This window comes from Actibacterium sp. (assembly GCF_055134745.1).
Genome location: NZ_JBSRVX010000031.1, coordinates 1 through 24578, shown reverse-complemented (window position 1 = coordinate 24578; position 24578 = coordinate 1). Strand labels below are relative to the sequence as shown.

Genomic DNA, 24578 nt, shown 5'->3' with positions numbered 1-24578 from the left:
CCCTAGCCCAGCTTCCATTGCAGCAGGCTGTGGGGCTTGGGCGCGTTTGGGTGATGCTCCAGCACACCGGTCACGGCGGCGCCGATCTGAACCTCCTGCTTTGGATCGCCCAGCAGATTGCCCAGCATGCGGATATTACCCGCGCCGGGAAGTTCGACCAGCACCACCAGATAGGGCACATTTTCGTTCAATGCCGGATGGACCGAATGCCAGACCCTTTCCCAACTGAAAATCCTTCCCTTGGGTTCGATCTCGACCCAGGCGATATCGTCGGAATGGCAGTGGTGACAAATCCATTCGGGGCCCCATTGCCAGGTCTGGCAGGCGTTGCAGCGTTGCACCTTGACGACGCCCTGTTGCAGCCCGTCCCAGAACGGCGCGCTCAGGCCATCGGCCTCGGTGACGGGAACCGGCAGGCCTTCGGGCAGATAGAAACTTGCGGTTTTCATAGCGTGGCCTCCGATCCAAGCAACAGGCTGCTGACCGGGGCCACCATCGGCCCTGCGATCATCGCGGCAATATTGGCATCCCTGACCTGATTGGTCGATTGGCCGCGAATCTGGCGCGCGCCCTCGATGATCAGGTTCATTCCATGCATATAGCATTCGGCCAGATGCCCGCCGCTGGTATTCAGCGGCAAACGTCCGCCCTGTGCGATCAGGTTATCCCTGGTCAGCACATCATTGGTTTCCTCGGGGCTGAAGAAACCATGTTCGCACAGGCTCATCATCGCGCCGCCGGTGAAGTTCTCATAGGCCTGAACGACATCGACATCGGATGGCTTGATGCCCGCCGTCTGAAACAGACGCGGCCCGGCATCGACGAAATCGGCAGTGCCGTAATTGGGCGCGTTATGGCCATGGGCGTTGTACCGGTAATCCATGTTGCTACTGGCGGCCATCACATAAGCCGGTTTTTGCGCCATGTCGCGGGCGCGCTCGGCCGACATCAGGATAACCGCTGCCGCGCCGTCATTTTCCATGCAGCAATCATACAGGTGGAATGGTTCCACGATCCAGCGCGAGGCGTCGTATTTTTCCTCGGTCAGGGGGCGGCCCTGCATGATGGCCCGCGGGTTGGACTGCGCATGATGATAGGCCGCCAGCGCGATGGCGCGCATCGCATCCTGCTTCACGCCGTAATCATGCATGAACCGGCGCACTTTCATCGCGAAACGCTGCGCCGGGGAAATTGCGCCATATGGCAGCGAAAAGGCCAGATCGCCGGCGATGGTCGGCACTTCGGTGCCGCTGTCCGCGCCATAGGCGGTGCGGCCATAGCGCGCGAACTGGCCCTGGGCCAGTGACCGGAACACCACCACGCAATCGGCCAGCCCCGAATGGATGGCCGCGGCCGCATGGGCCACCGCCCCCGCCGTGCCACCGCCACCGCCGCCCCAATGCATCGCGGTAAAGCGCATGTTGCGGGTGCCAAGGGCGGTGGCAAGCCGCACGGATTCGCTGCGATCATTGGCAAAACCGGAAAATCCGTCGATATCGCGCGGGTCGACCCCGGCATCGGCACAGGCATTCAATATTGCCTTCAACGCCAGTTTGAATTCGGGATCAGGCGATTGCCCGTGCTTGTAATAGGTTGTTTCGCCCACGCCGACGATGGCGGCGGAATTGCGAAGCGTGCGGGACGCCATATCGTTCTCCTCCCTTGTATCTTCTTATTGGTCCTATCATTGACACGATTTTGCACAATATGAAACTTTCTGCGAAACGGCCAATCTTGCACAGCCCGCAACCCGGCGCTAGCAGGGGGCATGTTGTCGATAACCCATGATCTTGCCCCCGCCCCCTGCCCGGCCCCGTTCAATCTGGCGGCCTATGTGCTGTCACATGCCACGGCAACGGGCGACAAGACGGCGCTGTCCATCATCCGCGCTGACAGCGCCGATGACTGGAGCTTTGCCAGGTTGGAACGGGCCGTGCGCGGCGTGGCGGGCGGGCTGGCCGCGCGCGGGGTGCCACCCGGCAGCCGGGTGTTGCTGCGGCTGGGCAATACGGTCGACTTTCCCATCGCCTTTCTGGGGGCCATCGCGACGGGGCTGATCCCGGTGCCGACCTCGGCGCAATTGACCACGCCGGAAATCACCAGGCTGGCACGACAGATCGACCCCGCGCTGATCATCGCAGGCCCCGGCGTGGCCCTGCCCGAAACCACGGCGCCGGTTCTGCACAGCGATCAGCTGGAACGCCTGTTCACCCATCCCCCCGCCGATTACGTGATGGGCGACCCCGAACGCCCCGCCTATATGGTGTTCACATCCGGCAGCAGCGGCAATCCCCGCGCCGTGATCCACGCCCATCGCGCGGTCTGGGCGCGGCGCATGATGTGGGATGGCTGGTATGGGTTGCGCGCGGGTGATCGGTTGCTGCATGCGGGCGCGTTCAACTGGACCTATACGCTGGGCACCGGGTTGCTGGATCCTTGGGCGATCGGGGCCACCGCGTTGATCCCCGGTGCGGATGTGGCCCCGGCCGATCTGCCCGCCCTGTTGGCGCGCCACCGCGCCACCTTGTTTGCCGCCGCCCCCGGCGTGTTCCGCCAGATGCTGAAAGGGCAAATCCCGCCCCTGCCCGACCTGCGCCATGCGCTGTCTGCCGGTGAAAAACTGCCCGAAACCACGCGGATCGCCTGGAATGCCGCCACCGGCACCGCCCTGTACGAGGCGCTGGGAATGTCGGAATGTTCCACCTTCATCTCCGGCAGCCCCGCCCGGCCCGCGCCGCGCCCGGCCACAGGCTATGCCCAGCCGGGGCGCAGCATCGCGGTGCTGGATGAGATCACGGGGCCCACCCCGCGCGGCATACCGGGCCAACTGGCGATATCGCGGCGCGATCCGGGGCTGATGCTGGGTTATTACGGTGCGCAGGCCGAAACCATCGCCCGGTTTCACGGCGACTGGTTCCTGACCGGCGATATGGTGGAAATGGCCGAAGACGGGGCTATCACCTATCTGGGGCGCGGCGATGACATGATGAATGCCGGCGGCTTCCGGGTTTCCCCGCTGGAGGTCGAGGCCGCCCTGGCCGCCCATCCCAACCTGACCGAGGTCGCCACAACCGAGGTGCAGATCAAATCCGACACCACTGTGATCGCCGCCTTTTACACCGGCACCCCGACCGACGAAGCCGCCTTGCGCGCATTTGCCGAAACCCGGCTGGCGCGCTATAAACAACCAAGGCTGTATATTCATATGGCGGCCCTGCCCAGGGGGGGCAATGGCAAGCTGAACCGCCGTGCGCTGCGGCAGGCATGGGAAAGCACGCATGATCAAACTTGATATCCTGTCCGACCCGATCTGCCCGTGGTGCTATATCGGCAAGGCCGGTCTGGACCGGGCGCTGGCCGCACGACCGGGTCATCCATTGACGGTGGAATATCACCCGTTTCAACTGAACCCCGACATGCCCGCCGCGGGCGTCGACCGGCACGCCTATCTGACCGAAAAGTTCGGGCGTGCCGACCGGGCCGACCAGATGTACAAGCGGGTCGAGGCCGCCGCCGAGCAGGCCGGGCTGACCATCAATTTCGACAAGATCCCCCGCATTCCCAACACGCTGAACGCGCATCGGCTGATCCATTGGGCCGGAATCGAAGGGCGGCAACTGGCGATGGTGTCCTTCCTGTTTCAGGCCTATTTCCAGGATGGTCAGGATATCGGCGACCCGGATATTCTGGTGGCGCTGGCGGAACGGGCGGAAATGGATGGCCCGGCCATCGCCCGCCTGTTGTCGGGCGATGCCGATGCACAGATGATTCGTGATCGCGACGCCCATGCCCGCAGCCGGGGCGTCAGCGGCGTGCCCACCTATATTCTGGCCAATCAGCATGTGCTGTCAGGCGCGCAGCCCGCGCATCTGTGGGAACAGGCGATAGACGAGCTGATGGAACAGATCGCGCAGGATTGAACCGCGCCCCGCGCACAAGCCAACCTTCGCACATGCACAGACCGCGCACTGGTCAATCTGGCCTTGCGGGTCTAGCTTGCCGCAAATCAATCATCCATCGGATAATTCATGCCCAAGCGCCCCCTTTCCCTGCCAGAATTTGTGGCGCTGACCGCGTCGATCTTTGCGATCATTGCCTTTTCCATCGACGCGATGCTGCCCGCCCTGCCAGAGATCGCGCGCACGCTGGTGCCAGATGACGTGAACCGCGCGCAACTGATCCTGACATCCTTCGTGCTGGGCATGGGTATCGGCACGCTGTTTTCGGGACCTTTGTCCGATGCGTTCGGGCGCAAGACGGTGATCCTGTCCGGGTTGGGCCTGTATATCGTGGGGGCGCTGCTGGCCTGGCAGGCGCAAAGCATCGAAACCCTGCTGGCCGCGCGTCTGGTGCAGGGCATCGGCGCCGCCGGCCCGCGTGTGACATCCATGGCCATGATCCGCGATCTGTACGAAGGCCGCCGCATGGCGCAGGTTACATCCTTCGTGATGACGGTGTTCATGCTGGTCCCCGCCATGGCCCCTTCAGTCGGCGCGGTCATCATCGCACTGTTTGGCTGGCGGGCGGTGTTTCTGGCCTTTGTTCTGGTGGCGCTGTGCGCCGGGCTGTGGCTGCATCTGCGCCAGCCCGAAACCCTGCCACCCGAGCGCCGCCGTCCGCTGCGCATTGCCCCGTTGATGGCCGCCCTGCGCGAAGTTCTGGGCAACGGGCTGGTGCGCATCTATATCGTGGTGATCGGCCTTGGCTTTGGCCAGATGTTCGCCGCGCTGTCGTCGACCCAGCAGATCTATGCCGATGTCTTCGGCAAGGGCGACAGTTTTCCGCTGTGGTTCGCGGCGATGGCGGTTCTGGCTGGCGCTGGCACGGTACTGAACGGACAGTTGGTGATGCGCCTGGGAATGCGGCGCATGGCAATATCTGCCTTTGGCGGGCAGACCGCAATTTCGCTGACCTATCTGATACTGACCTTGGGAAACCTGTTGCCGCAGGCGCTGGTCTTTCCGGTATTCTTCATCTGGTCCACGTCCATATTCTTCATGGTGGGGCTGACATTTGGCAACCTGAACGCGCTGGCCTTGCAGCATCTGGGCCATATCGCGGGCACCGCGGCCTCGATCATCACGGCCCTGGCCACCGTCATGGGGGTGGCCATTGCGGTGCCGGTCGGGCTGGCCTTCAACGGCACGGTCATTCCGGCGCTGCTGGGAACGCTGTTCTGTTCGGGGGGCGCGTTCTTGCTGATGCGGCTGACGGTCGCTGACCCAGTCAGCCCCGCCGCGTGATCAGGCGCGTTTGGCGGCCACCACATGTTCGGCCAATGCCTTGGCAATGGCAAAGGCGCCCTTGATCCTGTCGGCCTCGGTGGACCAGTCGCGCAATAGGATAATCTTGTTATCCCTGACCCTTACCGACCCTTTTTCACCCTGAATGAATTCCACCAGCCCTGCGGGGTTGGCGAATTTGTCGTTGTGAAACTGCACAGTCGCGCCCTTGGGGCCGCCATCCAGCCGGGCAATGCCCGCGCGTTTGCACATGGCCTTGATCCGCACCACCAGCAGCAATGTGTTCACCTCGCGCGGCAGCGGACCGAAACGGTCGATCAACTCGGCGGCGAAGCCTTCCAGTTCGACCTTGGTGGTCAGCCCGGACAGGCGGCGATACAGGCCCAGCCGTACATCCAGATCGGGAACGAAAGCTTCGGGGATCAGCACCGGCACCCCAAGGTTGATCTGCGGCGCCCATTGGCCATCGGATTCCGTCAGTATATTGGCGCGGCCCGCCCGGATATCGGCGATCGCCTCTTCCAGCATCGCCTGATACAGCTCGAAGCCCACCTCGCGCACATGGCCGGACTGTTCCTCGCCCACCAGATTGCCGGCACCGCGAATATCCAGATCCTGACTGGCCAGTGTGAACCCGGCGCCAAGTTGATCCAGGCTGCCCAGCACCCGCAACCGCTTTTCTGCCTGCGGTGTCAATGGCTTGCGCGGCGCGGTCGTCAGATAGGCATAGGCGCGGGTTTTTGATCGGCCTACCCGGCCACGGATCTGATAAAGCTGCGCCAGCCCGAACATATCGGCCCGGTATACGATCATCGTGTTGGCCGTGGGAATATCCAGACCCGATTCAACGATGGTCGTGGCCAGCAGCACATCATATTTGCCATCGTAAAAGGCGTTCATGCGGTCATCCAGATCGCCTGCCGCCAATTGGCCATTGGCGGTGATAAAGGTGACTTCGGGCACATGGTTGCGCAGGAAATCCTCGATCTCGGGCAGATCGCTGATGCGCGGCACCACAAAGAAGCTTTGCCCGCCGCGATAATGTTCGCGCAGCAACGCCTCGCGGATCGTCACGGTATCGAATTCGGAAACATAGGTGCGAATCGACAACCGGTCCACCGGCGGCGTGCCGATGATCGACAGATCGCGCACCCCGGTCAGCGACATCTGCAGCGTGCGCGGGATCGGGGTGGCGGTCAGTGTCAGCACGTGGATGTCGGACCACATCTGTTTCAGACGTTCCTTATGGGTGACGCCAAAATGCTGTTCCTCGTCGATCACCAGCAGGCCCAGATTGGCAAAGCGGATATTCTTGGCCAGCAGCGCATGGGTGCCGATGCAGATATCGACCGTTCCATCGGCCAGACCTTCGCGGGTTTGCGCGGCTTCCTTTGCATTCACGAAGCGCGACAGGGTTCTGACATTGATCGGAAATCCACGAAAGCGTTCGGCAAAGCTTTTCGCGTGCTGGCGCGCCAGCAGCGTGGTCGGTGCGATCACCGCCACCTGCACCCCCGACAGCGCCGCGACAAAGGCCGCGCGCATGGCGACCTCGGTCTTGCCGAAACCGACATCGCCGCAGATCAGCCGGTCCATCGGGTGGCCCGATGCCATGTCGGCCAGCACATCGCCGATGGCTTTCAGCTGATCCTCGGTTTCCTCATACGGGAAACGGGCGCTGAATTCTTCCCACATGTGGTGGCTTGCCTCCAGCACCGGCGCGCGGCGCAGGGCGCGTTCGGCGGCCACCCGGATCAACTGATCTGCGATCAGGCGGATACGTTCCTTCAGCCGCGCCTTTTTGGCCTGCCAGGCGCCGCCGCCCAGCTTGTCCAGCAGCCCGTCTTCATGGCCGAAGCGCGACAGAAGTTCGATATTTTCCACCGGCAGGAACAGCCGGTCGCCCCCGGCATATTCCAGCGCGATACATTCATGCGGCGCGCCCATCGCGGTGATGGTTTCCAGCCCCATATAACGCCCGACCCCATGATCGACATGCACCACCAGATCGCCGGGCGACAGGGATTGGGCCTCGGACAAGAAATTTTCGGCCCGGCGGCGTTTTCGGGCGGATCGGATCAGCCGGTCACCCAGCACATCCTGTTCCGCGATCACCGTCAGCCCCGGCCCATGAAACCCGTGTTCCAGCGGCCATACCGCGACATAAAGCCCCCGGCCCGCCGCCACATCGCGGATGTCGGTGACCGGTATGGCATCGCTGACGCCTTCATCATCCAGCAGCCCGGTCAGACGCTCGCGCGCCCCTTCGGAATAGCTGGCGATAACCACCGGCCCATCCTTGCGGCAAACCTTGATATGATCTGCCAAAGCCCCAAAAAGATTTATGTTTTCCAGCTTGCGTTCGGGCGAAAAATTGCGCCCGATCCGCCCCCCCGCATCAATGACCCCCGGCCCGGTGCTTTGCGGCAGCGGCACCAGTTGCAGCACACGATGGCCCGCGATTGCCCCCGCCCAGGCGGTATCGTCCAGATAAAGCTGCCCCGGCGGACAGGGTTTATAGACCGTATCAAGGCGCCCTTTGGCCGACATCGCATCGTGCCGGGCCTGATACTGGTCCGCGATGCCTTCCCAGCGCGACAGGCGCGCCGGTGTGATCTGATCGTCCAGAAACACCGAAGCGCCAGGCAGATAGTCGAACAGCGTTTCCAGCCCGTCATGAAAGAACGGCAGCCAGTGTTCCAGCCCCTGATGCTTGCGCCCGGCGCTGACCGCCTCGTACAGCGGATCGTCATTGCCCGCGGCCCCAAAGGCGATGCGGTAATTCTGACGAAACCGGGTGATCGCGGCCTCGTCCAGGATCACCTCTGACACCGGGGCCAGTTCGATCGCATCCAGTTTTTCAACGGTGCGCTGGGTGGCGGCATCGAACCGGCGCGCGCCGTCCAGCACGTCGCCGAACAGATCCAATCGCACAGGCCCGCCCTGACCGGGCGGAAATATGTCGATGATGCCGCCGCGAATGGCGTAATCGCCCGGCTCCATCACCGTGGCCGATTGCGAAAAACCCATTTCTGTCAGAAATTTGCGCAGCGCTGCTTCATCAATTCGCTGCCCTACACGCGCGGCAAATGCCGATCGTTTCAACACCGCGCGCGCCGGCACATATTGCATGGCGGCCGACAGTGTGGTCAACAAAATGAACGGCCCCGGCAGCCCATGCGCCAGCCCCGCCAGCGTGGCCATCCGGGCCGCCGACACATCGGCATTGGGCGATATCCGGTCATAGGGCAGGCAATCCCATGCCGGAAAATCCAGAACCGTCGCGGCGGGGGCGAAAAACGCCAGTGCGGCGCGCATTTCGGCCAGCCGCTTGTCATCGCGCGCGATATGGCACACCGGTCCCCCGGTTTTTTCCAGCTCTCGCGCCAGAAGCCTTGCGTCGAACCCCTCGGGCGCGCCGCCGACAGTGATGTGATCGGACCGGGACATGGGGCTGTCAGTTATACGCGCAGGCCGCGCTGTCAACCACCCAGCGCGCCGATCGCCATGTTCTGCCACATGCCCCACATAGATGTGACAAGAATCGAGATCATGCCGATTACCTGCGTGATCCGACGATGCGCCATCAGGTTGTAACGCAGTTCGGCCCCGTCGGGCGCCTCGGCCGCGATACGATGCGCCCTGCGCACGCTGAACGCCCCGATCAGCGACAGCGGCAGCGCCAGAAGGAACACCGCCTGGCAAAACTCGATCCGGTAAAAGAAGCCCAGAACCGCCAGCACGGTCAGGATGAAACAGGCAAATCCCAAAATCCACATGCCGGATACGCCGGAAATGTACTGGATACGGTTCACATTGATACGCACGATGTCTTGCAGGTCCTGCTCGGCCTGGCCCCCGTGGCGGGCGGCGCGCTGGATCAGATCAAAGGGCACCCCCAGCACCCAGTGTGATGTCGAAGACCAGACAACCGCCAGCATGATCCAGTACCACAGGTTGGAAAATGACCGCATGTCGATCACTTCGAAGACGGACGTATACCAGTTCAAACCTTGCCCCCGCTTATGCGCCTGCCGGACCCTAGTCCCGTCATGACGGGAATCCTACCCTTGAGATATGGCCAAAACCATGCCACGCAGGGGAAAACAAGCCAAAGGTTTGCCCATGCCTGCCCTGCCCGCCCCCTTTCCGGCCGCCCGCCCGCGCCGTCTGCGCAAATCCCCGGCCCTGCGCGCGCTGGTGCGGGAAAACGTCCTGACCGCCGGCGACCTGATCTGGCCCGTCTTCGTGCGTGACGGTGACGGGATAGAGGAGCCGGTCGCCTCGATGCCCGGGGTCAACCGGCTGTCGGTGGATCGCGCCGTGGCCGCCGCCCGGATGGCCGCCGATCTGGGCATCCCGGCGATCTGCCTGTTTCCCTATACCGATCCCGCGCTGAAAACCCTGCTGTGCGAAGAATCCTGGAACCCCGACAACCTGTCGAACCGGGCGATCCGCGCCATAAAGGCGGCCGTGCCCGATATCGCGGTGATGACCGATATCGCGCTGGATCCCTATAACATCAACGGCCATGACGGCATCGTGCGCGACGGCGTCATCGTCAATGACGAAACCGTCGCGGCGCTGGTCAAGATGGCGCTGGCCCAGGCCGAAGCGGGGGCCGATATCCTGGGCCCGTCCGATATGATGGACGGTCGCGTGGGGGCCATCCGCGCCGCGCTGGAAACCGCCGGACATACGGATGTGGCGATCATGTCGTATTCGGCGAAATATGCGTCGAACTTCTATGGCCCTTTCCGCGATGCGGTGGGCGCCTCGGGCGCGCTGAGCGGCGACAAGAACACCTATCAGATGGATCCCGCCAATGGCGACGAAGCCTTGCGCATGGTGGCCCGCGATCTGGCCGAAGGCGCGGATATGGTCATGGTCAAGCCGGGCCTGCCCTATCTGGATATCTGCACCCGTGTAAAAACCGAATTCGGCGTGCCGACCTTCGCCTATCAGGTGTCGGGGGAATACGCGATGATGCAGGCCGCCATCGCCAATGGCTGGCTGTCCGACAAGGTGATCCTGGAATCGCTGCTGGCCTTCAAACGCGCCGGATGCGACGGCATCCTGACCTATTTCGCCCCCCATGCGGCACGCCTTCTGGCATAGATATGCCGGTTCGCCGCGACGAGGAACCACAAGTTATGATGACAGGGCCCGTCAAAACCCCTATAGATAGGGGTAATGGTCAGACAAGACCAAGAACCCGAGGCACCATAAGGGCAAGAGCATGAGCATTTATTCCCGACGCAAATTCCTGATGGCCGCTGGGGCCACCACCGCCATGACCGCCGCCTGCGGCAATGGCATCGGCAGCAATGGCGGCCCCACCATCGACGCCCGCGTGGACAGCACGCGCAATTACCTGTTCAACACCTATCCCGGCACCTCGGATCTGGCCGCCAAGGCCCATGGCATCCTGTGGATGCCGCTGATGACCAAGGCGGGCTTCTTCGTTGGCGGGGCATATGGGCAGGGCGCGCTGCGGGTGAACGACATCACTGTCGATTACTATTCCGCCACGCAGGGGTCGTTCGGCCTGCAATTCGGGGCGCAGCAATATGCCCATGCGCTGTTCTTCATGACCGAAGACGCGCTGTCGGATTTCCGCCGCTCGGCCGGATGGTCGGCCGGCGCCGATCTGGAATATGCGCTCAAGGATCAGGGCGGAAACGTGTCGGCCGAAACCCTGACCGCGCTCGACCCGATCATCGCGGTCGTGTTTGGTCAGGCCGGGCTGATCGTCGGCGCCTCGCTGGCGGGCACCAAATATACCCGCATCATTCCCTGACAGGCCGTGCGGCAAGCGCAGTCAGGTGGAAGATGAGTATTTGTGCCAAGAAGATGGGGATGTGCCGTTTATTCTTGGCCCAAATACCCCCGCCGGAGGCATCCCGACCCTGATACTGGCGGGGCCGTGCAAATCAGGGCGCGCGGTCCCTTTCGCATGGCACAGCGATCGCTTACCTTGCGCCCAGTCGTTGGCCTGACCCGCGCGCAATTACAAGGACCATGATGCCGATCCTTTATCGCTGGCTGTTGCGCCTTCTGATGGCACTGATCGCATTGGCGGCAATGGCTGCGGCCGGGGTCTATTACCTGGCCGCGCGTTCGCTGCCCGATTACAATGCCGGCTATTCGGTTCAGGGCCTTTCCGGCCCGGTCGAGATTGTCCGCGACACGACCGATGTGCCGCATATCTTTGGCCAAAGCGATGCAGATATCTATTTCGGGCTTGGTTTTGCCCATGCCCAGGACCGGCTGTGGCAGATGACGCTGATGCGGCGCACTGTTCAGGGCCGGCTTAGCGAGATGTTCGGCCAGCGCACCGTCAAGACCGACGAATTAATGCGCCGCTTCGATCTCTATGCGCTGGCGGTGCAATCGCTGGCCGTGCAAGATCCCGAAACCCGCAGCGCGCTGGAGGCCTATGCCCGCGGCGTGAACGCCTGGATCGCCGAGGTCAACAAGGGCGCGCTGGGGCGTGGCGCGCCAGAGTTTTTCATGTTCTCGAATGAAATCGCCTATTGGCAGCCGGCCGATTCGATCGCGATCGGCAAGCTGGTCGGCCTTCAACTGGCGGGCGGGCTGGAAACCGAGGTGTTGCGCGCGCGGGCCTCGCTGATCCTGCCGCCTGAGCGGCTGCGCGATCTGCTGCCGGATGTGCCGGGCGCGGCCATCACCGCCCTGCCCGATTACGCAGCCCTGATGCCCGGCGTGCCGCGCAGCTTTGCCGCGCTGGAGATCCCGCAGGCGGATCCGCTGTCGCCTTTTGTGCGGCGCGGCTTTGCCGGAGCGTCGAACGCCTGGGTGGCCGCGCCGTCGCGATCGGCGGCGGGGCATACATTGCTGGCCAATGATCCGCATCTTGGTTTTACGGCGCCGTCGATCTTTTATCTTGCCGCGCTGCATCTTTCATCGGGCGGGGTCATCGGCGCCTCTTTGCCCGGCGCGCCGGCGCTGATGCTGGGGCGATCCGACAGGCTGGGCTGGGGTCTGACCTCGGCCTATCTGGACGATCAGGATGTGCATATCGAACAGCTCAACCCCGACAATCCCGAGGAATATCTGACCCCCGAAGGATACAAGCCCTTTGTGACGCGCCGCTCGATCATCAAGGTCAAGGATGGCGATCCGGTGACGATCACCCTGCGCTGGACCGAGAACGGTCCGGTTCTGCCAGGCAGTCATTACGATCTGAAATCCATCACGCCGCCGGGCCATGTGGCGTCGCTGTCCTGGACATTGCTGACGCCGCGCGACAGCACGCTGTCAGCCGCGATGAACATCATGCGCGCGCCGTCGGCGCGGGATGCGCTGAAGGCCGGGGAAGGCTGGATCGCGCCGGCGATGATGCTGAGTGTGATCGACAAACAGGACATCGCGATGCAGATGATCGGCGCGATGCCGCGCCGCGATGCGCGCCACCAAAGCCAGGGCCGCATTCCCAGCCCCGGTTGGCGCGCCGAAAACCGGTGGCAAGGTGTGTTTCCGGCCGCCGAAAACCCTGCCTGGATCAATCCCGAAGGCGGTATTCTGGGCCATATGAACAACAAGATCACCGATGCCCCCTTTCCGCGCCATGTCAGTTTCGACTGGGGCGACACGCAGCGCATCCAGCGCTGGCGCAACCTGATGCAGGGGCGCAAGGTGCACACGCGTGAAAGTTTCATCGAGGCGCAGCTTGATACGGTCAGCTTTGCCGCACGCAGCCTGTTGCCGCTGATCGCGCGCGATCTGTGGTATACCGGCGAGGCCGCCCCCGACGGCAGCCGCGAACGCCAGCGCCAGCGGGCGCTTGACCTGCTGGCCAACTGGAATGGCGAAATGAACGAGCACATGCCCGAGCCGCTGATCTATGCCGCCTGGATGCGGCATTTGCAGGATCGCCTGATCCGCGATGATCTGGGCCCCTTCGCCGCCGAGTTCACCCATGTCGAACCGCTGTTCCTGGAACGGGTGTTCCGCAATGTCGATGGCGCGGCTGCCTGGTGCGATGTGGTGCAATCGACCGCGGTGGAAAGCTGCACCGATATCGCCCGAATTTCACTGGACGAGGCCCTGATCTGGATCGAGGAACATTACGGGCGCAATCTTGACTCGCTGCGCTGGGGCGATGCGCATCAGGCCCGCCACGACCATCCGGTGCTGGGCGGACTGCCGGTGCTGAAATGGCTGGTCAATATTCGCCAGTCCACATCGGGTGGCGATCAGACATTGCAACGCGGCCAGTCCAGCGGCACCGATCCCGACCCGTTCACCAATGTGCACGGGGCGGTTTACCGGGGCGTCTATGATTTTGCCGATCCCGACAGTTCGGTTTTCGTGACCACGACCGGGCAGTCGGGCCATCCGCTCAGCCGTCATTATGACGATCTGGGCGATCTGTGGCGGCGGGGTGAATATGTGCCGATGTCACTGGACCCCGCCCTGGCGCGGGCGGGTGCAGCGGGCATCACGCATCTGACACCGCAATAGCGATCAGCGCCGGGTCAGCCGCAGCCAGATCCCCTCCCGCGCGCGCACCGTCAGATGCGCCACCGGCACCGGTATGCGATCTGGCAGCGCCTCAAAGCGCCACTTGGCCAGCAACAGCGCCAGCAGCAACGGCCCTTCGACCATGGCAAAACCCGCCCCGGTGCAAACGCGCGGGCCGCTGGAAAACGGCAGCCAGGCATCGCGCAGGCAGGCGGTGCCGTCTTCGGTGGCATAGCGATCCGGGTCGAATTCATCGGGCCGGGGCCAAAGGCGGTCATGCCGGTGCAGGTGCCAGGGCGAGATCACGATCTGGCTGCCCACCGGCACATCACGGTTGCGAAACTGTTCGGGCCGGGTGGTCTGGCGCACCATCATCGGCACGGGTGGATACAGGCGCAGCGCCTCGCGGAATACATCGCGGGTGAACCGCAGCGCGGACAGGTTTGAAAACGTTGGGTTTTGTGCAAAAGCTGTGGCCTCGGCCGCCGCACGGTCCTGCGCATCGGGGAACAGCGCCAGCAGATACAGCGCCCAGGCCAGCGCCGAGGCCGATGTTTCATGCCCCGCCAGAAAGAAGATCGCCACCTGATCGACCATTTCATCGGTTGCGAAGGTTTCGCCGGTTTCGGGGTCGGGGGTGGTCATGATCTTGGTCGCCAGATCATCGGGCGCGGTGCCGGCCCTGATCTGCGCCATGCGATCCTGTGTCAGCCCGGTGATCAGCGCGCGGATCCGACGCGCCGCGGCCCGCGTCTGGCGGCGATGCCCGCGCGGCATCCAGCGGGGCAGCGGCAGGAATGCGCCTGCGTTCAGCACCGGCTGCGCCCGCTGAAAGGCGCGAAACTGGTCGAACACCTGCGCGGCCACGGCGTCTTCGATCGGCAAAGAGAACAGCGTTCGGAAGATCACATCGGCGGCGGCGTGGCTGGTTTCGGCCTCGATTTCCCGCACACCTTCGGCCAGCCGGGCCGATGCCGCCTGACCCGCCGCCAGCATCGCGGGAAACGTATCGCGCAGCCGCCCGCCCCCAAAGGCCGGGTCGATGATACGGCGCTGGCGCTGCCACTGCGCGCCATTGGTCAGAAACACCGACTGGCCCAGCAACGGGCGCAACCCTTCGGCGATGCGGTTGGATTTCGGGAAATTCATGGGGCGGTCTTTCAGAACAATATCAATCAGGTCCGGTTGATTTATCAGGTAAGACCTGAAGAACGGCGTGCGAAATTCGGCCATCCAGGCGTGATACAGCCTGGCCGGCTGCGATGACAGGATATCGCGGCGAAACGCCCGCAGATGCCGCCAAAGCGATACCTTGTCAGGCCGGGCGGCCGGTTTGGGCGGGATCGTCATGCGGCCATGGTCCGATAGCGCGAAACCGGCAGGCTGACCGCGCTTTTGGACGGTGCGCGCCCGGCAAACCGCGCCCCCAGCGTGACCGGCCCCGCCGTGATGCGAAAATAATCGTAATCGCCGGGCCGGTCAAAGGCGCACAGATACTGAAAATGCAGCCGGAAAAACCGCCAGCGCAGCGCAGCCCAGCGTTCGGGCGACAGGGTTTGCGTGAAGGCCGCCGACAGAACCAGCGGCCCGCGCTGATCGGCAGGCGCCACGCCGGTCACCGCCACCGGATCGCACAGCGCAAAGGTGCAGCCATCGCCCGGCGCCGTGACATCGACCCATGTGAGATCATCGCGTCCGGCCAGAAAGTTAAGATCGGCCCGTAACCGGTTGGCATTCGGCAGAAATGACACCATCGGGATCACCTGCCCCAATGTCAGCAATGCCAATGCCGGCCCCGCGCCGCGCCCATCGCGCAGCAGGTCGGCCAGAATCGACACCGCCAGATAGGCCCCGGACGAATGGCCGATCACCAGAACCTCGTCCACATCGCTTTGCAGGGCCTGCGCGATCTGGGCGCGGAACTGCGCCATGCGCGACTCAATCTCGGGCGGATAGGCGCCCCAGAACGCGGCGGAATGGGCATAGTCATGCATCAGATACCAGGCAAACAGCCGCCCGTCGCGCGCCCGAAACCAGCGCAGAACCGGCCAGACCGCCGCCAGCCCCAGCCAGCCCACCCAAGGCAGGCCCGTCAGCCCCAGCACCGCGCCCACGCCCCGCGCCACCGCCAGCGCCACGCCCAGCTGCGCCAACAGCATCACCACCGGATAAAGTGCCGCGATCACCGGCCCCTTGCGCAACCGCATCAGCCGGAACAGCGCGCCCGAGGCGATATAGATCCACGCCGTGCGCAGCAATTGGCGATAGGTGGCGACAATCCCCTGATCCATCGATCCGAGCACGATATCGGACCAGACCAGCACATCAATACGGGCGCGGGTCTGTGCGCCGTCCATGTGCCCGACCACATCCCAGCCAAAGGTTTTGGCACCGGGATCACCTGTAATTTCAATGTTATATCCGCTGATCTTCGCCTGCGCGGCACCTTCGCTGCGATACAGTTCACGATAGCGGCGCGGCGGGAACGGGTCATAGCCGGGGATATAGAATACCCGCCGCCGCGCCACCTGTTGCCCTGCCTGATCGTTCATCGCCTGCACCTGTTACCGGTTCCAGCATAGCGCGGCTTCGGGGCGAAAGTAAGCCGTCAGCCCAGCCCGCCCAGGGCCGGGAATGTCTCCAGCAACCAATAGGACATTCGCGAAAACCCGCCCGTCAGCATCATCAGCCCGATCGTCCACAACAGCAGGCCCATGATCCGTTCGATCCGGCCCATATGGCGCTTCATCCAGGCGATGGTGCCGGTCAGCGACGGGAAGAAGGCCGCCACCAGCAAAAACGGAATGCCCAGCCCGGCGGCATAGACCGCCAGCAAGGCCGTGCCGCGCCCCACATCGCCCTCGGATGCCGCCAGCGACAGGATCGCGCCCAGTTGCGGGCCGATGCAGGGCGTCCAGCCAAAGGCAAAGGCCAGCCCCAGCAGATAGGCACCAAAGGCCGATCCGCCCCGCTCGCCCGCATCCAGCCGGGCCTCGCGTTCCAGGAACGGGATACGGAAGACACCGACGAAATGCGCGCCGAACACCATAACGACCACCCCGGCAATGGTGTTGAACAGGTCCTGATTGCTCAGAAAAAACATCCCAAAGGCCGAGGCCGTGAACCCCAGCAGCAGAAACACCGTCGACAGGCCAAGAACAAAGAACAGCGCCGTCAGCACCGCCTTGCGCCGCGCGCTGCCCTGTTGCAGCTCGCCCATGCTGATCCCGCCCATATAGGCGATATAGGGCGGCACCACCGGCAGAACGCATGGGCTGACAAAGCTGACCACCCCGGCCAGCAAGGCCACCACCATCGCCGGGATCAAGCCCGCATCCAGAATTTCTATTCCAAACATCCAGTGCCCTTTTCCGTCGTTCCTAGCCTATCGAAAGGCTGGCGTCATCTGGCGCGATGTCACATTCCCGTAGACTTTGCCGCACGGGGCCCCTATGCCCCGCCGCCATGGATTACGATGAACAGATCGACGCGATTGGCCTGCTGTGCCCCCTGCCAGTGTTGCGTGCGCGCAAGCGGCTGCTGGGCATGCCGCCAGGTGCGGTTCTGCGCCTGCTGGCCAGCGATCCGGCAGCGGTGATCGACGTGCCACATTTTTGCGCGCAGGCCGGGCATGACTTTCTGGGGATGTCCGAACAGGGGCCGGTGCAGGCCTATCTGATCCGGCGGGGACAGACAAAAACGCCGGGTGCGTGACCCGGCGTTCCGATCTTCAGGCGCGGATCGACCACCACCCGCGTTTCTTGGGCTTTCCGTCATCCTCTTCCTCGGCGGCCGTGGCCATTTCCGGCTCGGGCTTTGGTTCGGGTGCTTCGTCGGCCGGCTCGGGTTGCGGTACGACCGCGGCCGGGGTCTGCGGTTCTTGCTCCGGGGTCTCGGCCGGTGCTGTCTCCTGGGCCGCGATAACGGGTTCGGGGGCAGCCTGTGGCACCGGGTCCACAACAGGTTCCGCCACAGGTTCGTCAACCGGCGCGCCGGCTTGGGGCGCGGCAGTTTCCTGATCTGCCGTCACATCCTCATCGTCATCACCGTTATCCGACTGGTCCGAACCGTTCGTTTCACCGCTGGCAGAGCTGCTTTTCTTGCGGCGGCGGCGGCGGCGGCGTTTCTTGGGCGCGGTGCCGTCGGCGCTGGCTGCGGTTTCCGAACTCTCTTCGGCATCGACCACGGCATCGTCCTGATCCTCGTCCTCGGTCTCGTCGATCTCTGAGAATTCGCTCGATTCCAGTGACACGACCGGCAGCACCACATCAGGCACGGCACGGGTGGCGGTCTTGAACTTGTCGATGGTGAAATCGGGGCTGACAAGGAAAGGATCGGCCTCGACCCGCACCGAAATGCCATAGCGGGTTTCGATCCCGGCGATATGGTCGCGCTTCTGATTGATCAGGAAATTGACGATCCCGACCGGCGCCTTCAGCAACACTTCCTTGGAGCGTCCGCGCACGCCCTCTTCTTCCAGCTGGCGCAGGATGTTCAGCGCCAGATTGTCATCCGAGCGGATCAGCCCGGTGCCGTGGCAGGCCTGACAGGGCTGGGTCGTGGCCTCGAGCATGCCGGGGCGCAGGCGCTGGCGTGACATCTCCATCAGGCCGAAACCGGAAATCCGGCCGACCTGAATGCGCGCGCGGTCGGTTTTCAGCTTGTCTTTCAGGCGTTTTTCGACGGCGGCGTTGTTCTTGCGCTCTTCCATATCGATATAGTCGATCACGATCAGACCGGCCAGGTCGCGCAGGCGCAACTGGCGGGCGATCTCGTCCGACGCTTCAAGGTTGGTCTTCAGCGCCGTTTCCTCGATCGAGCCTTCCTTGGTGGCCCGGCCAGAGTTCACGTCGATGGCCACCAGCGCCTCGGTCACGCCGATCACGATATAGCCGCCCGATTTCAACTGGACGGTCGGATTGAACATCGACGACAGATAGCTTTCCACCTGATAGCGGGCGAACAGCGGCATCTGGTCCTGATAATGTTTCACGTTCTTGGCGTGGGACGGCATGATCATCTTCATGAAGTCCTTGGCCACGCGATAGCCGGCCTCGCCTTCAACCAGAACCTCGTCAATCTCGCGGGTATAAAGATCGCGGATCGTGCGCTTTATCAGGTTGCCTTCCTCGTAAACCGGGGCGGGCGCGATGGATTTCAGTGTCAGATCGCGGATCTGTTCCCACAGACGCATCAGGTATTCGTAATCGCGCTTGATCTCGGCCTTGGTGCGCTTGGCACCGGCGGTGCGCACGATCAGCCCGGCACCCTGCGGCACTTCGATCTCGGCAGCAATTTCCTTGAGCTTCTTGCGATCAACGGCATTGGTGATCTTGCGGGAAATACCACCACCGCGCGCCGTATTGGGCATCAGCACGCAATACCGCCCGGCCAGCGACAGATAAGTGGTCAGCGCCGCGCCCTTGTTGCCGCGTTCTTCCTTGACGACCTGCACCAGCATGATCTGCCGGACCTTGATCACTTCCTGAATCTTGTAACGCTTGGGGCGCGGTTTGCGCGGGGCGCGGATTTCTTCGGCCACGTCTTCTTCGGCCACGGATTCGATTTCGGAATCGCGGGCGGCGGCATCGTCCAGATCATCTGACCCGGCATCGCCGTCATCTGTTACGTCATCTGCATCGGCACCGGCATCAGTGATGTCGCCGGTATCAGGCTGATCGGTTTCGTCGTCCAGATCGACCACATCCATGCCCGGAATGCTGTCGGCCACCACGCGGGTTTCAACCGCATCGGTGGATGTGGTGGCCTGAGCCTTGGATTTGCTGCGCGACCGCGACCGGCTGGAGGATTTGGCGGGTTTGTTTTCCTCTTCCTCCTCGGCGCGGGCATAGGCGGCCTCTTCGGCCTGCAGCGCCTCGCGGTCAGCCACCGGAATCTGGTAATAATCCGAATGAATTTCCGAAAAGGCCAGAAAGCCGTGACGGTTGCCGCCATAATCGACAAAGGCCGCCTGCAGCGAGGGTTCGACCCGCGTTACCTTGGCAAGATAGATATTTCCGGCAAGCTGCCGTTTGTTGACGCTTTCAAAATCGAATTCCTCGACCTTGTTTCCGTCAACCACCACGACGCGGCATTCTTCCGCGTGGGTGGCGTCGATAAGCATTTTCTGAGCCATAGTGTTCCATTGCACCGGCGCACACGCATCAGCCCTGGCGGGCGAATACGGTGCGGGTGGTGTCTGATTTGGGCGTTGGGGCGTACGACAGCGGCACAGGTGGCGGCGCAAGGCCTGCCTGTCTGATGCCTGTCTGTGCTCGCGCGTTCCATCGCGGTTTGTCTCCGGCGCCGTTGCTGGCACCCGTTGTTATGTCCCGCCCGAACCGGGCAAGGCAATCTTGTGGCCATCTCGGCCGGTCGGTCTGACCCTGATTGCACCGGTCATAAGCCGGAAGCGCGCAGGATCAGCGAAACTGAACAATGCGGGGCTGAATGATCAGCCAGCCTGCCATTGCCAGACCTTAGCGGCAGAACGCGACCAATGACAATGGTGTTTTTCCGATCCGTCGGCGCGCCCTGCCCCTGTCATTCGGACATCCCGAATTTTCTGCGAAAATTCGCATCGCTTCTGGCTGACCGTTTGCCACCCTTACAGATAGTCAGACCGCGACAATCCATATTTGGCCATTTTCTCGTTCAGGGTGCGGCGCGGCAGGCTCAGTTCTTCCATCACGTTGACGATGGATCCCTTGTGGCGGCGCATGGTGTTGTCGATCAGCATCCGCTCAAACGCCTCGACATATTCTTTCAGCGGCTTGCCTTCGGTTGTCATCACCGGCTGGCTGTCGTCATCAGCGGTCATCAGCAGCGAAGCGATCGTGCCAGACCCGCGGCGGTTCTGCAGCACGGCCCGTTCGGCGACGTTGATCAGCTGGCGCACATTGCCCGGCCATGGCGCCTGCAACAGCTGGGCAGCTTCCTGGGCGCTGACCTGTGGAGCATCACAGCCGTATTCCTCGGCGAACTGGTCGGACAGGCGGGTGAACAGGGTCAGGATATCCTCGCCACGGCTGCGCAGCGGCGGCAGGGTGATCTTCATCGCCGCCAGACGATAGTACAGGTCGGGGCGCAGCATGTCTTCGCAGGTCTTGCCCGGGTCCTGCAGATTCGACACGGCGATGATGCGGGTTTCGGCCGGGGTGCCCTGCTCGTTTATGAAGGTCAGCAGCCGCGCCTGCAGCGCCTGAGGCAGCGCCTCTATGTCTTCCAGGCAAAGGGTGCCGCCACGCGCCTCTTCCACCAGCGGCAAAGCGCCGTCATCTGTCATCGGCTCGAACAGGCGGGCGGCCAGTTCGGCCTCGCCATAAGCCGCGCAGGAAATCTGAACGAATTTGCGCCCGGCGCGCGGCCCGACCGCATGCAACGCATGCGCCACCAGCGTCTTGCCGGTGCCGGTTTCACCGTCGATCAGCACATGACCGTCGGCCTGGCCCAGATCGAGGATATCTTCGCGCAGGCGTTCCATCACCGGCGAGGTGCCGATCAGCTTCTTCATCAGCACGGTGCCGTCTGACAATTCGCGCCGCAATGCCCGGTTGTCCAGCGTCAGCCGGCGGGTCTGGGCGGCGCGTTTGGCCAGTTCGTTCATCCGGTCTGGATTGAAGGGCTTTTCAAGAAAATCATAGGCGCCCACCCGCATCGCCTCGACCGCCATGGGCACGTCGCCATGTCCGGTGATCATGATGACCGGCAGGCTGCTGTCCAGACTCATCAGCCGTTTCAGAAAGGCCATGCCATCCATACCCGGCATGCGGATATCCGAAACGACGACGCCGGGAAAATCGGCCCCGATGGATTTCAGCGCCTCTTCGGCCGAGGCATAGGTTTCGGTATCGAACCCCGACAGCGACAGCCACTGGCTGATCGACTGGCGCATATCCTGTTCGTCATCGACGATTGCAATCTTGATGCCACGTCCCATGACTGCTCTCCTGCTCATTATTCCGCCGCCTGAACCTTATCATCCAGGATCGGCAACTGTACTTCGAACACGGCCCCACCGTCACGCGCATTGCGCGCGGTCAGCCGTCCGCCAAGGTCGTTGACGATCCCCGAAGAAATGGCAAGCCCCAGCCCGACGCCGTCGCCAGGGGCCTTGGTGGTATAGAAGGGCTCGAACAGGGCATCCAGATCCTCGATCCCCTGCCCGTTGTCGCGCACCGTCAGGGTGGCGGTTTCACCCGCCGACAGGATCAGGTCGATCTGGGCATCCGGCGTCATCTTCGTGGCATCCAGCGCATTGCGCAGCAGGTTGATGATCACCTGTTCCAGCCGCACCCGGTCGGCCGATACCATCACCGGATGCGGCGGCAATGTGCGGGTGATCGTGACCTTGCGCGATTTCAGCTGCGGCTCCATCATCGCCAGGGATGACGACAAAGACGCTTTGAAATCAACCGGTTCAAAGGCATCACCGCCCTTGCGGGCATAACTTTTCAATTGCCGGGTGATCGCACCCATGCGGTCGATCAGATCGTCGATCCGCAGAAAGGCCGACAGCGCCTCGTCCGGGCGCTTGCGTTGCAGCAACAACCGCGCGCCCGCCAGATATGTTTTCATCGCCGCCAGCGGCTGGTTCAATTCGTGGCTGACAGCGGCCGACATCTCGCCCAAAGCGGCCAGTTTCGAACTTTGCGCCAGGGTCTGTTCGGCCACCTCCAGATGCTTTTCGGCCTTTTCACGCTCGGCGATTTCCCGCTGCAGGCGGGCGTTCAATGCGCGAAGCTCTGCCGACTCGCGCTGAAAGAATACCGTCTGCGACTGGGCCTTGCGGGTCATCATGTAAAACGTCAGCGCCAGCAGGATGGCAAAGCCCATGATTTCCAGCGCCAGCACGCCGTTGACCCGTTCGCGGATCGACGAATAAGTAGTGAAACTGACCATGCGCCAGCCCTGGAACGGCACGCGCGCCTCGTTCTGCATCACGCCCGCGCCCATCACAAAGGCATCCGGCGGCAGCGATGCCCATTCCGCCGTCACCTGCAGCGCGCGCTGAATGGCCGACGGCGCCGAACGCACGGCAAGCGCCTGTTCCAGATCGCGGCCCCGCCATGTCGGTTCGGTCGACAGGATGATCTCGCCGGTGCTGTTGGTGACGACGACCGCATCGGAAATACCGCCCCAGCTTTGCTCGAACTTGGCCAGATCGACCCCCACGACAATCACGCCGACGATCTGGCCATTGGAACTTATGCGCCGCGAATAGCTGAACTCGAACGCACCCGAGGCATTGCGATCGGCGACAAAGACGTTCTCGTTCACCCGCCGCGCCTCGATGAATTGCTGCGCCAGTGACAGATCCATCCCCAGCTTGCTGCGGTCATTGGCTGCCACCACATGCCCGCTTTCGTCCAGCAGCGTCAGCGAGGCCGCGCCGATATCTTCCATGTAAGAGATCAGATGCGCGGAACTCTGGCTGTAATCGGCGGCGTTCAGCGCCCCGATCAGCGTCGGATCACGCGACAGCAGCACCGGCACGACCGAAGCGCGCCGCAGCTCTGACACCAGGTTTCCCGAATACAACGCCAGCCGCACCTCGGCGCGGTTGCGGGTGCTGGTGGTGTAACGTTCTGTCAGCCAGTTGTTCGAAAACCAGACGATACCAACCGCCAGCACGATGAACAGGACAATGATCAGCCTGACCGGCCAGCCAATGCCGCCCGCCAGAGGCCGTTCCGCAAGCTCTGTCCCGGTCTTTGTCATTGCACCGACATTAGGCGCGCGGCGCGTTTCGCTCAAGCCCGCGATCAGCCGGCGACCATCGCACTCAGCAATGAGCGGAAAAGCACCGATCCATCGGTCCCGCCCTGTGCCGGCTCTACCGCGCGTTCGGGATGGGGCATCATTCCCAGAACCCGGCGGTTCTCGCTCAGGATACCCGCGATATCGTCCATGGCGCCATTGGGATTATCGACATAGCGAAAGGCGATGCGGTCTTCGCCTTGCAACCGCGCCAACATGTCGGGCTGGGCGGTGTAATTGCCATCATGATGGGCGACCGGCACCTGGATGACCTGGCCCCTTTCATAATCGCAGGTAAAGGGGCTTTCGGAAGTTTCCACTTTTAGATCAACGGTCTTGCAGACGAACTTCAACCCGGAATTACGCATCAGCGCACCCGGCAGAAGCCCGGTTTCGGTCAGCACCTGAAACCCGTTGCACACCCCCAGAACATGCCCGCCGCGCCCGGCGAAATCGACAATCGCACGGGCAATGGGCGAACGCGCCGCGATGGCCCCGCAGCGCAGATAATCGCCAAAGGAAAACCCGCCGGGGATCGCCACCAGATCCAGCCCCTGGGGCAGCACGCTGTCCTTGTGCCAGACCATCTGCACCGCATGGCCCGTCGCCCTTTCGATGGCAACCGCCATGTCACGATCGCAATTCGATCCCGGAAAGCGGATGACAGCCGCGCGCATCAGGCGATATCCACGCTGTAGCTTTCGATTACCGTATTGGCCAACAGCTTTTCGCACATGGCCGTCACGCGCGCGCGCGCGCTGTCGGCATCGGTCTCGTCCAGGTCCAGTTCGATCACCTTGCCCTGCCGCACGCCCTGCACCCCGTCAAAGCCCAGCGTTCCCAGCGCATGGCGGATCGCTTCGCCCTGCGGGTCAAGAACGCCGTTTTTCAGCATGACATGAACACGGGCTTTCATCTGGCGGGCTTCCTTCAGTTGATCAGGGTGGGCTTGGTGGCGTGGGTCACATTGGTGGGCAGAACGCCCAGCCGGCGTGCGACCTCGGTATAGGCGTCGGTCAGGCTGCCCAGATCGCGCCGGAACACGTCCTTGTCCAGCTTCTGCCCGGTCTTCACATCCCAGAGCCGGCA

Annotated in this window: 20 protein-coding genes; 7 read left to right on the top strand and 13 right to left on the bottom strand. The window is 63.0% G+C overall.

All coding sequences use genetic code 11. The features are described from left to right. Window positions 1-2: 2 nt before the first annotated feature. Both ACTCHC_RS06765 and ACTCHC_RS06760 read right to left on the bottom strand, forming a co-directional pair. Entirely contained in the window at window positions 3-449 is a 447-nt protein-coding gene (locus ACTCHC_RS06765) for a Zn-ribbon domain-containing OB-fold protein (RefSeq protein WP_463021720.1), read from the bottom strand. Further along, window positions 446-1648, bottom strand: a complete 1203-nt coding sequence (locus ACTCHC_RS06760) for a thiolase C-terminal domain-containing protein (RefSeq protein ID WP_463021719.1) — start codon at window positions 1646-1648, stop codon at window positions 446-448. The genes ACTCHC_RS06765 and ACTCHC_RS06760 overlap by 4 nt, the downstream gene beginning before the upstream one ends. Before the next feature lie 120 nt (window positions 1649-1768). Here ACTCHC_RS06760 and ACTCHC_RS06755 point away from each other — a divergent pair, with 120 nt between their 5' ends. From ACTCHC_RS06755 to ACTCHC_RS06745, 3 genes are all read left to right on the top strand, one after another. Further along, entirely contained in the window at window positions 1769-3292 is a 1524-nt protein-coding gene (locus tag ACTCHC_RS06755; RefSeq protein ID WP_463021718.1) for a class I adenylate-forming enzyme family protein, read from the top strand. Then, on the top strand, window positions 3279-3920 hold the full coding sequence (locus ACTCHC_RS06750) for a DsbA family oxidoreductase (RefSeq protein ID WP_463021717.1): 642 nt from the start codon (window positions 3279-3281) through the stop codon (window positions 3918-3920). The genes ACTCHC_RS06755 and ACTCHC_RS06750 overlap by 14 nt, the downstream gene beginning before the upstream one ends. A gap of 108 nt (window positions 3921-4028) precedes the next feature. Beyond that, window positions 4029-5243: a multidrug effflux MFS transporter gene (locus tag ACTCHC_RS06745; protein ID WP_463021716.1), complete on the top strand. Its 1215-nt coding sequence runs from the start codon at window positions 4029-4031 to the stop codon at window positions 5241-5243. On the opposite strand, the gene mfd is transcribed toward ACTCHC_RS06745, so the two are convergent. Together mfd and ACTCHC_RS06735 are read right to left on the bottom strand one after the other, a co-directional pair. Beyond that, entirely contained in the window at window positions 5244-8693 is a 3450-nt protein-coding gene (gene mfd, locus ACTCHC_RS06740; protein WP_463021715.1) for a transcription-repair coupling factor, read from the bottom strand. Window positions 8694-8725: 32 nt separating this feature from the next. Then, window positions 8726-9253: a component of SufBCD complex gene (locus ACTCHC_RS06735; RefSeq protein WP_463021714.1), complete on the bottom strand. Its 528-nt coding sequence runs from the start codon at window positions 9251-9253 to the stop codon at window positions 8726-8728. Between the two features lie 115 nt (window positions 9254-9368). On the opposite strand from ACTCHC_RS06735, the gene hemB reads away from it, so the two are divergent. From hemB to ACTCHC_RS06720, 3 genes are all read left to right on the top strand, one after another. Next, complete coding sequence (gene hemB, locus ACTCHC_RS06730) at window positions 9369-10361, top strand: porphobilinogen synthase (RefSeq protein ID WP_463021712.1); 993 nt, start codon at window positions 9369-9371, stop codon at window positions 10359-10361. Window positions 10362-10482: 121 nt separating this feature from the next. Next, on the top strand, window positions 10483-11043 hold the full coding sequence (locus ACTCHC_RS06725) for a lipid-binding SYLF domain-containing protein (RefSeq protein WP_463021711.1): 561 nt from the start codon (window positions 10483-10485) through the stop codon (window positions 11041-11043). A 224-nt stretch (window positions 11044-11267) separates the two neighbouring features. Continuing rightward, window positions 11268-13730: a penicillin acylase family protein gene (locus ACTCHC_RS06720; RefSeq protein WP_463021710.1), complete on the top strand. Its 2463-nt coding sequence runs from the start codon at window positions 11268-11270 to the stop codon at window positions 13728-13730. A 3-nt stretch (window positions 13731-13733) separates the two neighbouring features. Here the strand turns inward: ACTCHC_RS06720 and ACTCHC_RS06715 are convergent, their stop codons facing one another. The 3 genes from ACTCHC_RS06715 to ACTCHC_RS06705 are packed head-to-tail and all read right to left on the bottom strand — an operon-like array spanning window position 13734 to window position 17088. Further along, entirely contained in the window at window positions 13734-15080 is a 1347-nt protein-coding gene (locus ACTCHC_RS06715; protein ID WP_463021709.1) for a cytochrome P450, read from the bottom strand. Continuing rightward, window positions 15077-16282, bottom strand: coding sequence for a hypothetical protein (locus ACTCHC_RS06710; protein ID WP_463021708.1), 1206 nt, complete (start codon window positions 16280-16282; stop codon window positions 15077-15079). The genes ACTCHC_RS06715 and ACTCHC_RS06710 overlap by 4 nt, the downstream gene beginning before the upstream one ends. Window positions 16283-16338: 56 nt before the next feature. Continuing rightward, window positions 16339-17088: a cytochrome c biogenesis CcdA family protein gene (locus ACTCHC_RS06705; RefSeq protein ID WP_463021706.1), complete on the bottom strand. Its 750-nt coding sequence runs from the start codon at window positions 17086-17088 to the stop codon at window positions 16339-16341. 107 nt (window positions 17089-17195) lie between these two features. On the opposite strand from ACTCHC_RS06705, the gene ACTCHC_RS06700 reads away from it, so the two are divergent. Next, window positions 17196-17444, top strand: a complete 249-nt coding sequence (locus ACTCHC_RS06700; RefSeq protein ID WP_463021705.1) for a sulfurtransferase TusA family protein — start codon at window positions 17196-17198, stop codon at window positions 17442-17444. 16 nt (window positions 17445-17460) lie between these two features. Here ACTCHC_RS06700 and ACTCHC_RS06695 read toward each other — a convergent pair whose 3' ends face one another. The 6 genes from ACTCHC_RS06695 to ACTCHC_RS06670 form a co-directional block, all read right to left on the bottom strand. After that, complete coding sequence (locus tag ACTCHC_RS06695; RefSeq protein ID WP_463021704.1) at window positions 17461-19866, bottom strand: Rne/Rng family ribonuclease; 2406 nt, start codon at window positions 19864-19866, stop codon at window positions 17461-17463. A 471-nt stretch (window positions 19867-20337) separates the two neighbouring features. Beyond that, a complete protein-coding gene (locus ACTCHC_RS06690) occupies window positions 20338-21669 on the bottom strand; it encodes a sigma-54-dependent transcriptional regulator (protein ID WP_463021703.1) in 1332 nt (443 codons plus the stop codon). Window positions 21670-21686: 17 nt separating this feature from the next. After that, window positions 21687-23450: a sensor histidine kinase gene (locus tag ACTCHC_RS06685; protein ID WP_463021702.1), complete on the bottom strand. Its 1764-nt coding sequence runs from the start codon at window positions 23448-23450 to the stop codon at window positions 21687-21689. 44 nt (window positions 23451-23494) lie between these two features. Then, the gene (gene purQ, locus ACTCHC_RS06680) at window positions 23495-24166 is read right to left on the bottom strand and encodes a phosphoribosylformylglycinamidine synthase subunit PurQ (RefSeq protein WP_463021701.1); all 672 of its coding nucleotides are present in this window, start codon (window positions 24164-24166) and stop codon (window positions 23495-23497) included. Next, window positions 24166-24405, bottom strand: a complete 240-nt coding sequence (purS, locus tag ACTCHC_RS06675) for a phosphoribosylformylglycinamidine synthase subunit PurS (protein WP_463021700.1) — start codon at window positions 24403-24405, stop codon at window positions 24166-24168. Before purS ends, purQ begins: the two co-directional genes overlap by 1 nt. A gap of 14 nt (window positions 24406-24419) precedes the next feature. Next, on the bottom strand, window positions 24420-24578 hold a 159-nt coding region (locus ACTCHC_RS06670), incomplete at its 5' end, for a phosphoribosylaminoimidazolesuccinocarboxamide synthase (RefSeq protein WP_463021800.1).

Excerpts from the sequence above, each read along its gene's own strand:
- ACTCHC_RS06765 (WP_463021720.1), bottom strand. The coding sequence starts at position 449 with ATGAAAACCGCAAGTTTCTATCTGCCCGAAGGCCTGCCGGTTCCCGTC.
- ACTCHC_RS06760 (WP_463021719.1), bottom strand. The coding sequence starts at position 1,648 with ATGGCGTCCCGCACGCTTCGCAATTCCGCCGCCATCGTCGGCGTGGGC.
- ACTCHC_RS06755 (WP_463021718.1), top strand. The coding sequence starts at position 1,769 with ATGTTGTCGATAACCCATGATCTTGCCCCCGCCCCCTGCCCGGCCCCG.
- ACTCHC_RS06750 (WP_463021717.1), top strand. The coding sequence starts at position 3,279 with ATGATCAAACTTGATATCCTGTCCGACCCGATCTGCCCGTGGTGCTAT.
- ACTCHC_RS06745 (WP_463021716.1), top strand. The coding sequence starts at position 4,029 with ATGCCCAAGCGCCCCCTTTCCCTGCCAGAATTTGTGGCGCTGACCGCG.
- mfd (WP_463021715.1), bottom strand. The coding sequence starts at position 8,693 with ATGTCCCGGTCCGATCACATCACTGTCGGCGGCGCGCCCGAGGGGTTC.
- hemB (WP_463021712.1), top strand. The coding sequence starts at position 9,369 with ATGCCTGCCCTGCCCGCCCCCTTTCCGGCCGCCCGCCCGCGCCGTCTG.
- ACTCHC_RS06725 (WP_463021711.1), top strand. The coding sequence starts at position 10,483 with ATGAGCATTTATTCCCGACGCAAATTCCTGATGGCCGCTGGGGCCACC.
- ACTCHC_RS06720 (WP_463021710.1), top strand. The coding sequence starts at position 11,268 with ATGCCGATCCTTTATCGCTGGCTGTTGCGCCTTCTGATGGCACTGATC.
- ACTCHC_RS06715 (WP_463021709.1), bottom strand. The coding sequence starts at position 15,080 with ATGACGATCCCGCCCAAACCGGCCGCCCGGCCTGACAAGGTATCGCTT.
- ACTCHC_RS06710 (WP_463021708.1), bottom strand. The coding sequence starts at position 16,282 with ATGAACGATCAGGCAGGGCAACAGGTGGCGCGGCGGCGGGTATTCTAT.
- ACTCHC_RS06705 (WP_463021706.1), bottom strand. The coding sequence starts at position 17,088 with ATGTTTGGAATAGAAATTCTGGATGCGGGCTTGATCCCGGCGATGGTG.
- ACTCHC_RS06700 (WP_463021705.1), top strand. The coding sequence starts at position 17,196 with ATGGATTACGATGAACAGATCGACGCGATTGGCCTGCTGTGCCCCCTG.
- ACTCHC_RS06695 (WP_463021704.1), bottom strand. The coding sequence starts at position 19,866 with ATGGCTCAGAAAATGCTTATCGACGCCACCCACGCGGAAGAATGCCGC.
- ACTCHC_RS06690 (WP_463021703.1), bottom strand. The coding sequence starts at position 21,669 with ATGGGACGTGGCATCAAGATTGCAATCGTCGATGACGAACAGGATATG.
- ACTCHC_RS06685 (WP_463021702.1), bottom strand. The coding sequence starts at position 23,450 with ATGACAAAGACCGGGACAGAGCTTGCGGAACGGCCTCTGGCGGGCGGC.
- purQ (WP_463021701.1), bottom strand. The coding sequence starts at position 24,166 with ATGCGCGCGGCTGTCATCCGCTTTCCGGGATCGAATTGCGATCGTGAC.
- purS (WP_463021700.1), bottom strand. The coding sequence starts at position 24,405 with ATGAAAGCCCGTGTTCATGTCATGCTGAAAAACGGCGTTCTTGACCCG.